The sequence below is a fragment of the Paenibacillus marchantiae genome (genome assembly GCF_028771845.1).
Taxonomy (GTDB): Bacteria; Bacillota; Bacilli; order Paenibacillales; family Paenibacillaceae; genus Paenibacillus; species Paenibacillus marchantiae.
Map to the genome: position 1 here is coordinate 616,729 of NZ_CP118270.1, position 14,557 is coordinate 631,285.

The following is a 14,557-nucleotide window of genomic DNA, read 5'->3' on the forward strand; positions in this document are numbered from 1 at the left end:
CTAATAAATTCTGAAAAGCACCCCTATCTTCAGTTACAGTTTTGTAATGACTGACAAAAATCGACGAATTCATGCCAGTAGCTGGCACAAAAGTTCCAACTATGGAAATATGATATAGTTATTGCCAGCAAACTGCAATATAACGACGCTCGATCAGTAAACATTATAACTACGCATATTTTAACTATGCCTAGAAAGGAACGGATTATGGTTACATACGGATGCCTCGCCATATTGTTTCTTTTTGTCATTATAAAGGTGATTGCTTTCCTGCTTCATCGGCGCAAACCCGTTTCAAGGGAAGATGCCGATCGAACCCTCTACACTATTCTGAATGGCGAGCGTGATTGAGCATGAGCAATAAACAAGTTGTATCCATCAAACCTTTTATAAGAACAACGCATGCATTTCAAAAGTTGCGTGTCTGCAAGCGGTGTGGCCAGTATACCTGCCTGTGGGAAGATCACTGTACTGCCTGTGGACGCGGCACCCTTGCCACAGTGGAAGAACGCTCCTCTTCCCGCGTCAAACGCCGGATTGCACGCGACTTGTTCATTACGGTAATCCTTGGTGCAGCGGCCACTTATTTTGGTGAAACCATAGACCAAACGATGGCGGCGGCCAGTGTCTCCCTGCTGCTTCTGGCTGGATTGATCTTCATGCAAAAGCGATCCTTCCAAGTGGAACAGCAGCGTGAACTTAAACGCATGCTGCGTCAGGATGAAGAAGCGATTCGCCAAGGCATTAACCGGAATTGGGCTCTTGTCGCAGAAGCACGCAAGCAGGATGAAGCGCTAGCCTATGAAATGCTCAGGGAGATCGGTTCACTCGTCTATAACGACCGGATTCGTCTGCAGCAGGTTGCGCTGCTGCAATCCTTCGTGCTGCGAAGTGATATGGACCTGCAGCTCAAACCGCTGCTGCTGCACAGCTTTGAGCGGCTGCTTGCTGAATATATCGGTGAAATCGCACGGCTGAAGCCCGAATTGGTCCGTGAAGATGCGATCCGGTATATCGCCACGTACGAAGTGAATATTTTGCAACTGCACAACGGGATTCAGATTCTGACGGCTGTAGCCGCCGCTGCTGTACGCAAGAGTAAATATATTGAGTTGTTCCCAAGTCTTATTACCCGCTACGCGCGCTTTATGCCCAAAGATCGGTTTATGAGACTCTATCGAACTCTGGAGCTCTATCCTGGTAAGGCACGCGGTGGTCTGGCGGAGTCGGTTGGTCGGGTGTATAACGAGAAATATCGGGATTCGTACGCAGATATTCGTGTATAGAGCTGATGTATATGGACTCGAAATGTAAATTAGTGCAAACTCAATCCCTGTATATAGACGAACCAAAATTCGTTTACCCCTGCATGCATACTGGATTCACGCGTGACATTGTATAGTTTTTATCATATAAGCTTCTACTAAAAAACACCCCATCCTTAGGTCTAGGATGAGGTGTTTTGATGTTTGGAAAATGTATGGCGTTCTTCCAGACTACTTGCCATAGGTTTTATCGTTATTACCGCCCGCGACGAGAATCGCGGCGGTCGCTCTTGGCCGGCCCGCGTCCTGCGGAGTCCGGTCGGCGTGAACCTTCACTGCTGCGCCCGGAGCTGCGCTTGTCGGCGCTACGGCCGCCCCAGCCGCTGCTGCGCTCATCGCCGCTGCGACCTGCACCACGCCCGCCTTGACCCGCTGCACCGCGACTGCTGTCGCTGCTGCTGCGCGCGGAACCACGGCCTGCGCTGCGCTCGTCGCCACTGCGGCCGCCACTACGACCACCGCTGCGTCCACCTTCGCCGCCACGGGAACCACCACGACCGCCACGTCCGCCTTCGCTGCGGCCGGTACGACCTGCGCCGCGACGGGCACTGCCTGTCCCTGCGGAGCGTCCGCCAGAACGTTCTTCATCACCCTGACTGTTGATGGAACGTCTATTTGCTCCAGTTGATGCTACCGGACCTTCACTTGTCCACTGGATACGGGACAGCTTCTGATTGGTGCCTTCCTCAATACGAGCAAGCTCCGGTCTGTCGTGCTGTGTTGCAAATGTCACGGCAAGACCCGTGCCGCCAGCACGACCCGTACGGCCGATCCGGTGGATATAGCTTTCCGCATCATGCGGCATATCGTAGTTGAATACATGCGTTACGCCTTCAACATCCAGTCCGCGTGCCGCAACATCCGTAGCAACGAGGATTTGCAATTTCGCGTCGCGGAATGCTTTCATTACGTTCTCACGCTTGGATTGAGACAAATCACCATGAAGTTCATCGCTCGCATAACCTGCTTCACGCAGATCTTCATTCAGCTTGGATGCACGGCGCTTGGTCCGGCAGAAAACAATTGCCAGGTACGGGCGATACGTATCAATCATGCCGCGAAGTGCCTCAAGTTTGCCACGATCCGTGCACTCCAGCACCTGCTGGCGAATCTGATTGATCGGAATCACGGACTTGGAGGATACCTTCACATCCTCCGGGTCTTTCATGTAGTTCTTCGCCAGGTTGCGAATGCCTTTCGGCATCGTTGCCGAGAACAGCATTGTCTGACGTTTGTGTGGCAGTTCACTAAGGATGGTCTCAACATCATCCAGGAAGCCCATGTGCAGCATTTGGTCGGCTTCATCCAGCACAAGTTTCTTAACATTATCCAGCTTCAACGTGCCACGACGCAGATGGTCCAGGAGACGTCCCGGCGTACCAATCACGATCTGTGTGCCGTTTTGCAGCTTGCGCAGCTGTTTGTCCACATCTTGTCCGCCGTATACCGCGAGAACATGCAGCTTATCGTCGTTTGCAGTCAGCTTCTTCGCTTCTTCCGTAATTTGCAGCGCCAGCTCCCGCGTAGGGGCAATAATCAGTGCTTGCGGCGAGCGGTCGGATACATTAATTTTCTGAATAATCGGCAGCAAAAAAGCCAGTGTTTTCCCTGTACCCGTCTGTGCCTCAGCAATAATATCACGCCCACCCAGCAATACCGGAATCGAACGCTCCTGTACCGGAGTCGGCACGGCGATGCCCTGATGTTTCAGGATCTCGCACCATTCCGGGCGAATGCCCAGTTGTTCAAAGTTTGCCAATCGTTACACCTCTGTATATTCATTTAGATAAGTCCATTTCATAATTGCTTTCACTTGGCTTCAATCAAGACTAGTTTTCCGTATATCAATCATGATTATGAAATGAATTTTTTAAAAAGCAATCGGTCCGTTGCTCTTCTTCTCCATACCCTGTAGTTTACACGTTAGTCAAGCAAAACAAAAGGGGATCAGGCGTTACTTTCCTGCATTTGTCCACAAATGTCCCGGATCGTTGTGTTTAAAGCCTTAACGAATCATACAGACCTTATACCGCAGTCATGGAAACCTGTGAAATTGTGACGAACTTCAGCCACGCTATAGACCTCAACTAACTAAGCATTTTGCTGACATAAACAAAAAAGGGCCGTCCCTGTCATGATCCATCATGACTTGCAGGACAGCACCTATCATCTATCAATGATACTCATTTGGATTCAACTATAGCTATGAATTAGGAACTGTGCCCTTGCACCGTAGCAAATCCGCTCTTCTCAAGCAAACGAGAGCTTTCCTCGTTCAGTCCGCGCAGATGCACCGTTTTGCCCAGCTTCGCATATTTGAACTTCACTTTACCAATGGCAACAACCGCCGTATTATCCCAAATATGTGAGCCACCAAAATCAATCGTGATTTCCTGCGGATCAGCCTCAGCATTGAACTCATCGACGAAGCGGGAAGATGAACCGAAGAAGAACGGTCCGTGGACCCGATAGACCTTCTGCCCCTGCTCCTCATATGCCTGCACACGAATCTTGGTCTGTTTCCAACCAAAATGAAGCACACTAAGCACAACGCCGACCATCACACCGATAGACAGATCGTGGGTGTACACCACAATGGCAACTGTGACTACCATAACGAAGGCTTCCGCACGTGGCACACGCGCAATGTTCTTGATGGAACTCCAGTCAAACGTACCGATGCACACCATAAACATCACACCTACGAGTGCGCCCATTGGCACCTCTTTCACTACACCGCTAAGCAATAACAACAATATGGCTAGAAAAGCCCCAGCCGTAAATGTCGATAATCGACCTCGACCACCAGACTTCACATTAATAACCGACTGTCCAATCATCGCGCAACCACCCATGCCACCGAAAAGGCCATTAACAAAGTTGGCAATACCCTGACCACGTACTTCGCGGTTTTTGCTGCTCTTGGTCTCGGTCATTTCATCCACAATCGTTGCAGTCAGCAAAGATTCCAGCAAACCTACCAGAGCCATCGTGAACGAATACGGCAGCAGAATCATTAGCGTATTGAGGGACCAGTCGATATTCGGCAGATGGAACATAGGCAGGGTACTGGTCAGATTCCCCATATCCCCTACAGTTTTGACGTCCAGATGTAATAGCGCCGTAATGATCGTCATAATCACAATGGCAATCAGTGGAGCCGGAACACTTTTGAAAAACCGTGGCAAAATATAAATGATCGCCAGCGTACCCGCTACCATCGCATACATGATCCAGTTCGCACCTGTGAAATGGGTCAGCTGAGCCATAAAGATCAGAATCGCCAGCGCGTTCACAAACCCGGTCAGTACCGAATGAGGCACAAATGTGATAAACCGACCAACCTTGAAAATCCCCAAAATAAACTGGATTATACCTGTCAGAATTGTAGCGGCGAACAGATATTCCACGCCATAATCCTTGACGAGTCCCACCATCAGTACCGCCATAGCGCCCGTTGCGGCCGAGATCATGCCCGGTCTTCCGCCCGCAATCGAGATCACGATGGCAATCGTAATCGAAGCATACAATCCCACCATCGGATCGACACCCGCAATGATCGAGAAGGCAATGGCTTCCGGAATAAGCGCCAGCGCTACCGTAATACCTGCCAGCACGTCCCCGCGAATGTTACCAAACCATTGTTGTTTTAAAGTATTCATATCGTCCTTTGCCGGTCCTCCTACGTATTTAAACTCAAATTTGACTTGTCTCCTGAACGGCAATGGAATGGTTCGTCACTGAGCAACTACAACAAACAACACAAAACAGCGGAATACCCTCCCGCAAAAATGTGTCTATATAAGTTGAAAACATGTTGGATTGACCATGATCCGAATAAGTTATCCGATACCATGTCTGAACATGTCTCATCCGTTCCAGTGTGCACCTCTTATTTCCACTACAACATTCAGGTGTCTTGCTTTCGAGGCATCGTGAGCCAATCACAAGTTCTCTAGGTTTTCCCCTCTCAGAAAAACCGGGTCCGTTAATGTACTGACCTATTATTATAGTCCCAGAGTCTCTTCTACACGAACAGAGTATGTATCCGTAATTGGTATATTATCTTGTATTATCTCTTATATATGTAAAATATCTCAGTTATGCTCTGTTTATCTTGTTTAAATATTCCCCTCCATGCCCAAACAAAAAAAAGCCGCTAATGCTCCCCTGACAGGAAACTTAACGACTCTCTTGATTACGTCTACACTTAAAATCTCCCCGATTTAAATATCGAATAGAGCAAGAAGGCCACCATCAGAATGGCTACCAGAAAACCGATCTCAATGACCGGAATATCCCACAGCATGGTTGACTGGTGACTGATCGAAGAACCGATGATCAATCCAACCATAATGATACAAAATGCGAGCAGTACAATACTAAAAGACAGCCGATTACTGATCTGGTCCATTCTGCGCATGAGCGCATCCAGTTCGGGGACACTGATCTCCAACCTCAGCTTACCTTTGCTAATAATGGAAGACAATTGCCTTAACTGTCCTGGCAGACCCATGACACTTTCGGCCATATCCGCAGCACTGCGGAACAGACGGTTCTTGATCCTCCCAGGATTGAAGCGTTCCTTGATCAGCTTTCGACCAAATGGTTCTGCCATATCTACGATACTCAAGGAAGGATCGAGATGTTCGATGACACCTTCCATCGTGAGTAGCGATTTCCCTAGCAGCAGAATGTCGGCAGGCATCACAACCCGATGTCGCTGCGCCACGCCGAACAGATCATTCAATGCCTGACCCACGCTGATTTTGGAGAAGGGAATATCGTAGTATTTGCTGCGCAGCTTGTCCAGATCGTTATGAAGCCCTCTCAGATCCATATCATCCGGCATCATGCCCAGCTTCTCAATCGCCCGAATCATGCTGTCCGTATCTTTGCGCATCAATCCAATAATGAGCGAAGCCAGGTGCTGCTTCATCTCATCGCTCAGACTTCCTACCATGCCGAAGTCAATAAAGGCAAGCCTGCCATCCTTCAGAACCATCAGATTGCCCGGATGTGGATCCGCATGAAAGAATCCATGAATGAAAATCTGATTCAACAACGAATCCACCAGCCGCTGCGCAATGTTATTCAGATCATGCCCACGTTTAATCAACTCGTCACGGTCATTGAGCTTGATGCCTTCGATGTACTCCATGGTGAGCACACGAGAAGAAGTTTGATCCCAATAGATCAGTGGTATTTTCACTTTGCTATCCTGCTGATATTGCTGTGCAATCTTTTCCGTATTACGTCCCTCGACGGTATAATCCAGCTCGGCCATCAATGCCTGAGCGTACTCTTCTACCATTTGCGGAATCTGATATTGCTTCACCCAATCCCAGCGTTTCTCCGCCATCGCTGTCAATTCTCGTAAAATATCTAGATCGCGCTGAACGATACGCGATATGCCGGGCCGCTGAATCTTAATAGCTACGGCCTCACCGCTTCGGAGTTTACCCAGATGCACCTGTCCAATACTAGCCGCAGCCACAGGGGTATCCTCGAACCGGGAAAAGATCTCCTCCAGCGGTGTATCCAATTCCTGTTCCAAAATACCCCGTGCCGTCTCCGAGGAAAACGGTGGGACCTGATCCTGCAGCTTCACCAATTCCCGGATCACAGACTCGGGCAACAAGTCTGCCCTTGTGCTTGCCAGTTGCCCCAGCTTAACGAAAGCCGGCCCCAGCTCCTGCAGCACGAGTCGTATGCGTTCACTCAGCGTCTTGGTGGTGTGGGCTTCACGCGACATCCACCGCCGGGGTATGGCCAGCAGCTGGAACAAACCCAGCTCCTCGACCATATAACCGAAGCCATGACGCACCAGCGCCATGGCAATTTCCCGGTATCTGCCGACATGTTTGATTCGCACAGCCATCTACTCGATCTCGTTTCCTTTGAGAGGAGGAACTTCAAGTGGAGCTGGGGATACATCAGGTTGAAGCTGTGGTGTGTGACCCAGTTCCGCAAGCTTTTTCTCAAGGACGGCAACACGCTGTTCCAAACTGGTTACATCACTCTCGGATGGAACGCCCACTTCCTGAAGGACGCGCTTGACCTGTTCGTGAATCATTCTTTTGAACTGGCCCTGCTCTTCATCGCCCCGTTCCATCAGGCGTTCAACCAACGCTTTGGATTCACCAGGCGCCAGTTCCCCTCGCTTAACCAGATCATCCACGGTTTTCTCAATTTTCTCCTTACTTACAACAGTAAGACCGAGCCCTAACGAGATTGCCTTTTTGAACAAATCGCTCATTCTTGTCATCCTCCTCTTCGTTGATCTCTATAGTATACCCCTAATCAGCTGCTCACAAAAGAAACGGTACGGCTATACGTAGCGCGCAGCCCATTTTCCTGCCTGCAGAATTAACTGACGATAGGTTTCATGGGCAAAAGATGGTACATGATGTCCTGGCATCAAATAAACAATGCGTCCAAGACCATATCTATGCGCCCAAGCTGCGGGCTTCGGCCCTTCTTCGGATTGATACTCCAGCAGAATTTTCGTTTCGGCAAATGAACCGAACTCGAACTGATAAGGCTCTTCCTCCATCGTAAATCCGGAAATGCCTTCCGTCACTGGATGGCTCTCTGCAGTTACTGTGAACTCTAGTGGGGCATAAGGTGGATGATGCAGGAATTTGGCACCGATCATCTGCTTCAGCTCATAACGATTTTGGAGCGAAATTCCGTTATGTATAATGACCAGTCCACCTCCATTACTAACATAGGACAATAAGCCTGCCGTCTGCTGTGGAGAAACTTTCCCCTTCCAATCATCCATGTAACAGATACACACATCAAATCCAGTTATATTTTCTTGCAGCAGCATGTTGCGATTCTCACTGCACTGCACAGTCATAGTATCGTGAAAAATCCGACTAATTTCCGCATCCACCCCTTGCAGCGGATGCCAGTCCGGATGAGTATAATCACCAAGTAATAACGCTTTTTTACGATGATCCATCAATAAAAACTCCTTTCAAATTACCTCTAACAGAATTACCAAGGAAGGGTATCGCCCTTGTAATCTACATACGCGGGCTGATCGCCCATGAACTCCTTATGGCGATCGATGAGTGCTGTGATATGCTGAGCCGATTGATCTGGCGTAAGGTCTGCATCGGTATTCAATTCCCCGCTCATATAACTCTGTACCCAGCCGGGATGTATCAGCATCACTTGCCCACCCTCATTCTTCAGACCATTATGCACAAGGCGGGCCTGCATGTTTAACGCAGATTTGGACATACAATAGGCAAACCATCCATCCCGGCTGCACTGCTCAATACTGCCTGCCTCCGAAGATATATCGACGATCAGCTTGTTTGTCCCTTGAAGAAGGAGGGGCAACAGGGCATGAGTCACACGCAATGTCCCCAAGGTATTTACGTTGAATACTTCTGCCATCTCCGCCATATTTAACGGTCCGCGGATATGATCCGTAATACTTCCTAGTATAGCCGCATTATTGATAAGCATATCCAAATGCTCTGTATCCAGCTTAAGTGTCTCCGTGAACAAAGCTACGGACAGATCATCCGCAATGTCCAGTTCGATGGCGCGTAAATGTTTTGGAAAGGCATCCGTCAGAAGACGAATTCCTTCTGACTCTTCCATGTCCAACCCTGCTGCATAAACGATATAACCTCTCTTCAGCATTTGTGCCGTCAGAGCTAACCCCAGTCCCCGGGCCGCCCCGGTTACACATACGGTTTTCATCATGCTGTCCCTCCCTCACAAGCTTAATCTGTCTTTAATTCATTCCACATTATTATCCAAAAACCTTTAATTATGAATGGGTACAACTAACTTCATGACCAAAGTCTCAGGTGAATTACCTTGAATCAGATTCATTCAGCTTATAGGGAATGAACCGATCACAGAGACAAGCAACAAAAAAAAGTTCTGATCCATATATCGGATCAGAACCGGGAACAACTTGGCATCTTAAATGCGTTTCATTCAACGCTTAATATGACTCCAGGCGGGATCACATATTATTGCAGCAGTTGAGCCTTGTCCGCAGATCGGGCAGCGTAATAACGCCCCAGTTCAACGATTAGTGCCCCCATCTTCTCATCCTCTGGGACTACGAGCGCCTCAATACCTTCTTCACGCATTGCGTTTGCCGTAACCCTACCCACCGAAGCAGGCACTACGCCTTGCCGGAAGGCTTCCTGCATGGATTCGAGCTTGCCCTTTGACGCCGCGTATTCAACCAAAAACCGCACTTGCGGCCCACTAGTAAACGCGACAGCATGCACCTCATGCAGCAAAATTTCATTCAACAACTGTTCCAGTTCGCCCTCTTCGGGCGGGACGTGACGATAAGGAAGCACCTGACGTACTTGCGCCCCTTGTTCCTCCAGCCAACCGACCAACTTGGGCGCGGTTTCCCCATGCAGTTGCAACATGACCTTCTGTCCCTTAAGTTCATGAGGCGCAAATTCACGAATCAGCCCGTCTGTGCTGCCATCATCATCCCGTACCAGCGGTGTCAGTTTACGTTTTCGGAGTGCATTGACTGTTTTGTACCCTCTTGCAGCAATCAAGGATTCCGATAATACGTCCAGCAATTGATCAGCAATCTCCATATCCTCAGCCATATCAAAAATAGCGTCCAATCCCATACCCGTGGTTAATACCGTCCAGTCTGGCGGGTCGGATATCCAGGATACCAGACCATCTCGAATATTACGATCGTCCAGAAAAACAGTTCCTTGTGCAGGTCGGACTAGTGGAATCCCGCCCATTTTCTCAACCAGCAAAGACATCTCTTTGGATTTTCGTGGTCCGGTCAATGCTACGCGTATACCTGCCAAATGTTGAGCCATCCATGTTCCCCCCGTTAATTCAGCCGAAAGTCATCAGTCTGACTACAGTATACAGGGTACTTCTATGGAGGGAAACCGAGTTTCCCCTCTTTTCGGCGGTTCATCTATAACGATTTTTGATGGAATATATCAGGAAGGCTGTAGTTCTCCACCCTGATGTCCATCACGTTTACTTTTGTCAGGCTCATCTCGTTCCTGTGATGCTTTCCCTTGTTTATCCTCTTTTGGTTGCTGCTTTTGCTTCTGGTCATCCGTTGCTCGGCGATTTTTCGCATCTTTTTTGCGAGGACGAAGGAACACAAAGAGTATGATGGGAAATAGTATCTCGAACACAATCCCAATCCATGTCCATTCCCTTGTAAAGCGAAAGAGCTGAACCGCGTTTTTGAAAAACCAGAAACTACACACGTAACCAACCAAAGCCACGGGTCCTGTCATCACTTTACCCGAAACTTTTGGAATCATTCGTTTCATTCCCCAACAGACAAAGTACAGATCAAATGCAATTTTGGTAATCATCGTAGGTAGAGTTGCTGCTGCTAGTGCAAGATCAAACCGATCAAGGAAATCACTGATTTGCAGCTGCCTTGCAAGCTCATAGGAGGGATATACCAACCTGGATGCGATGGGTACCCCCACTGCCAAGATAGTTTCGACGATAATCAAAATCATTAACAGGGCTGCGATCGTAATCCCCCACATGACCGACTTGAATCGGAAATCACTGCCCTTAATTACAAAGGGAATTGCAATCATCTCTCCAAAAAAGGAAAATATGTACCAGCTTCCCTTGCCAACACCCGCAACATCAATGTCAAAATACGGCATGAGATTATCCATGTTTATTTGCTGAATGAGCATAAACGGCAAAATCAACGAATTCAGCATAAACAAAGTAACATACAGCTCTGACATCCCAATTAAGGACCCCAGCCCTCCCCTCACGATAAAAACAGCCATGACCAACAGGGTCAATAAAATCATGGAAATCGGGGTCGTCTCCAGCAAGGTAATGCTCACATAGTCACCGATTAGGCGGATATCACGGGCAAATATAAAGAGAAAAAACAGGATATACAACAGTCCTGTCACACGTCCCAAAAAGGGGAAACGCTCCACCAGAGATTCAAACAGATCCTGATCGGGGAACCGTCGCTGAACACGGCTTAACATCCATAGGGATGCCACCATGACAAGAAACACGGGGATATAGGATAAATAGGCGTGCTGTTCAGCATAAAAGATGGCTTGTGCATGGGGCTGAATCAATGTACCTGTAATACTGAGCAGCATGATGAGCAGCACCAACTGACGACTGGTCACTTTTTGATTCATGGAATACCTCCTTTCTGTCTTATCTTTCATGCTTATTCATTGAAAAAGCCTTATGGTAACGGTAGCCACCGCTGAATGAATTGGGTAAGCCATGTCGTGACGAAGACTGTTTTGCTCAAATTCGTTACATAGAACCAAATCCCGGCGCTGATGGCGATCAGTCCGTAGGATAACCAGCGATTAATAGCCGCTGCCTGCTTCAAATGTTTGAAGTCCATGATGATTACGGCAACGACTATACCCAAATAAGTGAACAGCAGCGGCTTAATCATGGACAATATCCTCCTCAGGTAATCCAAACGGTTTGTTGATAACTCCTACATTTTCAATAACGATATGTGGTTCAACCACAACTTTTACACTTGGATAAATATCATCCCAACGATCCTTAACCTTGTCCCATTCTTTGGGCAGATGTTGGTGAATCGAGCGACCCAAACCCAAAATGTCGGCAGGATATTCTTTCTGAATCAGCCTTATCCCTTCCTTGATGTCATCCTGGATTTTCTGATGAAGTGCTTGATTCAGGTTCTTAATCTCTTGCTCTCTCAGGTCACCGTAGTTCGACTCGTTGTCCACCAAGACTCCCTTGGCATAAAGTTCAATCGTCACCGATATTTTTCCATTTTCAATATGAGGATGTAATGTAGAGTTGTTTTCGTTCAGCTTGATGAAAATATCACCTTTCCCACGAGGAGCCTTAACCATAATTTCTGGCTCGTTGGCTTCCCCCATAGCCAGTATAAGTGCACCAGCAGGCGCTTTTTCAATCATGCCTATCAGTTTGTCCTTCTTAAAGATGGCGAGTCCATCCAACTTGATGTTCGTCTTGACGTCCTTCCAGTTGCTCGGCACATTGTCAACGGTCGAGGCGACAGGCAGGAATGGATCTACCCCCTCGGAAAGAATCGCATCCGTGAATGTCTTGAGAGAACGTGGTCTGCGCATATTCAGAAAGCACAGTTCACGTACCATTTCCGAAGGAAATTTTTCAATCGGCGCATCGGTATTCAGCACCTTGTAAGCAGAACCTTTGGTAACAATAGGTAGAGCAGAGAGTCGGTTAAGCGGGTAACGCGTAAGTAGGTCCAGCATGGGAGCAACGCCTTCACGTGCAAGCTCCTCTCCGATCAGCATGGTACGCCGATGTGCATAATAAAGCTCACGGGAAAGTGCCTTTTGGCCTTCAATAGATGTTCCGCGCAACGTTTTGGCTGTATTGGATAACATGAACCACGATTTATCGCCACTTGTGCCCCCACCACCACCCTCACTTCCAGTGGAACCGGATTGGCCGGGAAGGGCAATTTGCAGACTGGTTCTGTAATTATCCTCTTCCTTGTCGATGGCGAGACCAATCACAAAAGCTATATCATTAATTTCCTTCCGATCCCAGCACCCTGATATGAAAATGGTACATAGGAGCATGATGGCGACAACATGCCGTTTATGGACAAAAAACATGTGCTTACCACCCCTCCTCAGCTTCAGGTGAACCGTTGATTTTCTCATTCATCCGCTGCTGGTCACGATGAACCGTTGAAGGACGATTGATCATTTTCCACCATGGTGCACGAATAACAATATCCTTGGTATCCTTTTTGCTGTAGGGACTGAGGCCCGACAAATACGGTACACCGAAAGAAGTCATTTGCGTCAGATGAACCGAGATCAGCACCAGTCCGAACACAATGCCGTATAAACCAAGCGCTCCGGCAAGCAGCATAATGGGAAAACGCAGTAAACGAACCGTAATGGCAAAGTTAAAACGAGGGATCGTGAACGACGCAATCCCTGTCATGGATACGATAATAACCATGGGTGCAGAGACGATTCCCGCTTGAACCGCTGCCTGTCCAATCACGAGTGCCCCCAGAATGCTGACGGCCTGACCTACCGTTTTGGGTAACCTGACTCCCGCTTCTCGCAAAGCCTCGAATGATAGCTCCATAATGAGGGCTTCAACCAGTGCAGGGAACGGAATGGCCTCCCTTGCCCCGGCAATACTCAGAATCAACGTGGTCGGCAGCATATCCTGATGGAAGGTTGTAATGGCGATATAGAGTGCAGGCAGAAATAGCGCGATAGCTACAAACAAAAACCGAATCCACCGCACCAGATTGCTGATAAAGAACCGTTCGTAATAATCCTCACTCGCCTGAAGCATCTGCCACATGGTTACTGGGGCTATAAGGACAAACGGGCTACCATCCACAAAGATGGCAAATCGCCCTTCCAGCAAGTTACCTGCAACTGTATCTGGACGTTCGGTATAATGCATCTGCGGAAAAGGGGAATACGGATGATCCTCTATCAATTCCTCAATATACCCGGACTCAAGAATCCCATCGATCTTAATCTTGTTGAGGCGTTTTTTGACATCCTTAATCAGCTTGGGATCGGCAATATCATCGATGTAGGACAGGACTATATTGGTTTTGGTCTCGGTTCCAATCGTCATGCTTAACATCTTAAGCCCAGGTGTTTTCAGCTTGAAACGAAGCAGAGCTGTGTTTACGCGCAATGTTTCGGTGAAGCCTTCGCGTGGCCCGCGGATAACCGACTCGGTCTGGGGTTCCTCGACACCGCGCCGCATGCCGCCCTTGACGTTGAATAGCCAAGCCTCCTTGCTTCCGTTGATCAACAGAAGTGCAGAGGATTCAAGCACACCATCCGCTGCGTCTGCCCAGGTATCCACTTTCTTCACCTGCGTCAGGGCGATACGTGTATCATCCAGAGGAGCTGCAGGTTCATCGGTTCGTTGTTCGATCAGACCACGAATCAGAGGCCGAAGCATATGATCCTGAATATCCGTCGAATTCACGATGCCTTCGATGTACACCAGTAGTCCTTCCACTTCAGGTGAAATCTTGACATTGCGGAAGATCACATCCGAGCAATCCGAGAAAATGTCTTCCAGTGCCAACATATGGCTTTCATGTGAAAGGCCTATCGGTTGTTTCAGAATAGGGGGAGACGGCAGCCCTAAGGGGATGTGTTTCTTCTTTTCTGAATCCTTGGAACCATCTTTCCCTGATGTTTTGTCCGCCATATGCC

The 14,557-nt window shown here is 48.4% G+C and carries 12 protein-coding genes; 1 reads left to right on the plus strand and 11 read right to left on the minus strand.

The window, feature by feature from the left end; translation table 11 throughout:
- The first annotated feature begins 353 nt into the window (after window positions 1–353).
- Window positions 354–1,286, plus strand: a complete 933-nt coding sequence (locus PTQ21_RS02890; RefSeq protein ID WP_274568762.1) for a hypothetical protein — start codon at window positions 354–356, stop codon at window positions 1,284–1,286.
- Between the two features lie 235 nt (window positions 1,287–1,521).
- On the opposite strand, the gene PTQ21_RS02895 is transcribed toward PTQ21_RS02890, so the two are convergent.
- The 11 genes from PTQ21_RS02895 to PTQ21_RS02945 all read right to left on the minus strand — a co-directional run bounded on the left by PTQ21_RS02895 (window position 1,522) and on the right by PTQ21_RS02945 (window position 14,429).
- Window positions 1,522–3,084: a DEAD/DEAH box helicase gene (locus tag PTQ21_RS02895; protein WP_079695562.1), complete on the minus strand. Its 1,563-nt coding sequence runs from the start codon at window positions 3,082–3,084 to the stop codon at window positions 1,522–1,524.
- 451 nt (window positions 3,085–3,535) lie between these two features.
- The gene (locus PTQ21_RS02900; RefSeq protein WP_063567239.1) at window positions 3,536–4,987 is read right to left on the minus strand and encodes a SulP family inorganic anion transporter; all 1,452 of its coding nucleotides are present in this window, start codon (window positions 4,985–4,987) and stop codon (window positions 3,536–3,538) included.
- A 548-nt stretch (window positions 4,988–5,535) separates the two neighbouring features.
- Complete coding sequence (locus PTQ21_RS02905) at window positions 5,536–7,206, minus strand: ABC1 kinase family protein (RefSeq protein WP_063567238.1); 1,671 nt, start codon at window positions 7,204–7,206, stop codon at window positions 5,536–5,538.
- A complete protein-coding gene (locus PTQ21_RS02910) occupies window positions 7,207–7,584 on the minus strand; it encodes a phasin family protein (protein WP_053782782.1) in 378 nt (125 codons plus the stop codon). It abuts the gene before it with no gap.
- Window positions 7,585–7,656: 72 nt separating this feature from the next.
- Complete coding sequence (locus PTQ21_RS02915; protein WP_063567237.1) at window positions 7,657–8,295, minus strand: ThuA domain-containing protein; 639 nt, start codon at window positions 8,293–8,295, stop codon at window positions 7,657–7,659.
- A 35-nt stretch (window positions 8,296–8,330) separates the two neighbouring features.
- Complete coding sequence (locus tag PTQ21_RS02920; protein WP_240321537.1) at window positions 8,331–9,053, minus strand: SDR family oxidoreductase; 723 nt, start codon at window positions 9,051–9,053, stop codon at window positions 8,331–8,333.
- Window positions 9,054–9,328: 275 nt separating this feature from the next.
- A complete protein-coding gene (locus tag PTQ21_RS02925) occupies window positions 9,329–10,165 on the minus strand; it encodes a uroporphyrinogen-III synthase (RefSeq protein WP_063567236.1) in 837 nt (278 codons plus the stop codon).
- Between the two features lie 129 nt (window positions 10,166–10,294).
- The gene (locus tag PTQ21_RS02930; protein ID WP_063567235.1) at window positions 10,295–11,500 is read right to left on the minus strand and encodes a GerAB/ArcD/ProY family transporter; all 1,206 of its coding nucleotides are present in this window, start codon (window positions 11,498–11,500) and stop codon (window positions 10,295–10,297) included.
- 50 nt (window positions 11,501–11,550) lie between these two features.
- Window positions 11,551–11,772 (minus strand): hypothetical protein, encoded by a 222-nt coding sequence (locus PTQ21_RS02935; protein WP_063567234.1) that lies wholly within the window; start codon window positions 11,770–11,772, stop codon window positions 11,551–11,553.
- The gene (locus PTQ21_RS02940; RefSeq protein ID WP_176854491.1) at window positions 11,765–12,964 is read right to left on the minus strand and encodes a Ger(x)C family spore germination protein; all 1,200 of its coding nucleotides are present in this window, start codon (window positions 12,962–12,964) and stop codon (window positions 11,765–11,767) included. Before PTQ21_RS02940 ends, PTQ21_RS02935 begins: the two co-directional genes overlap by 8 nt.
- A 4-nt stretch (window positions 12,965–12,968) precedes the next feature.
- Entirely contained in the window at window positions 12,969–14,429 is a 1,461-nt protein-coding gene (locus PTQ21_RS02945) for a spore germination protein (protein WP_240321539.1), read from the minus strand.
- Window positions 14,430–14,557 lie beyond the last annotated feature (128 nt).

Coding starts and splice junctions, on each gene's coding strand:
- PTQ21_RS02890 (WP_274568762.1), top strand. CDS start 354: ATGAGCAATAAACAAGTTGTATCCATCAAACCTTTTATAAGAACAACG.
- PTQ21_RS02900 (WP_063567239.1), bottom strand. CDS start 4,987: ATGAATACTTTAAAACAACAATGGTTTGGTAACATTCGCGGGGACGTG.
- PTQ21_RS02905 (WP_063567238.1), bottom strand. CDS start 7,206: ATGGCTGTGCGAATCAAACATGTCGGCAGATACCGGGAAATTGCCATG.
- PTQ21_RS02910 (WP_053782782.1), bottom strand. CDS start 7,584: ATGAGCGATTTGTTCAAAAAGGCAATCTCGTTAGGGCTCGGTCTTACT.
- PTQ21_RS02915 (WP_063567237.1), bottom strand. CDS start 8,295: ATGGATCATCGTAAAAAAGCGTTATTACTTGGTGATTATACTCATCCG.
- PTQ21_RS02920 (WP_240321537.1), bottom strand. CDS start 9,053: ATGATGAAAACCGTATGTGTAACCGGGGCGGCCCGGGGACTGGGGTTA.
- PTQ21_RS02925 (WP_063567236.1), bottom strand. CDS start 10,165: ATGGCTCAACATTTGGCAGGTATACGCGTAGCATTGACCGGACCACGA.
- PTQ21_RS02930 (WP_063567235.1), bottom strand. CDS start 11,500: ATGAATCAAAAAGTGACCAGTCGTCAGTTGGTGCTGCTCATCATGCTG.
- PTQ21_RS02935 (WP_063567234.1), bottom strand. CDS start 11,772: ATGATTAAGCCGCTGCTGTTCACTTATTTGGGTATAGTCGTTGCCGTA.
- PTQ21_RS02940 (WP_176854491.1), bottom strand. CDS start 12,964: ATGTTTTTTGTCCATAAACGGCATGTTGTCGCCATCATGCTCCTATGT.
- PTQ21_RS02945 (WP_240321539.1), bottom strand. CDS start 14,429: ATGTTGGCACTGGAAGACATTTTCTCGGATTGCTCGGATGTGATCTTC.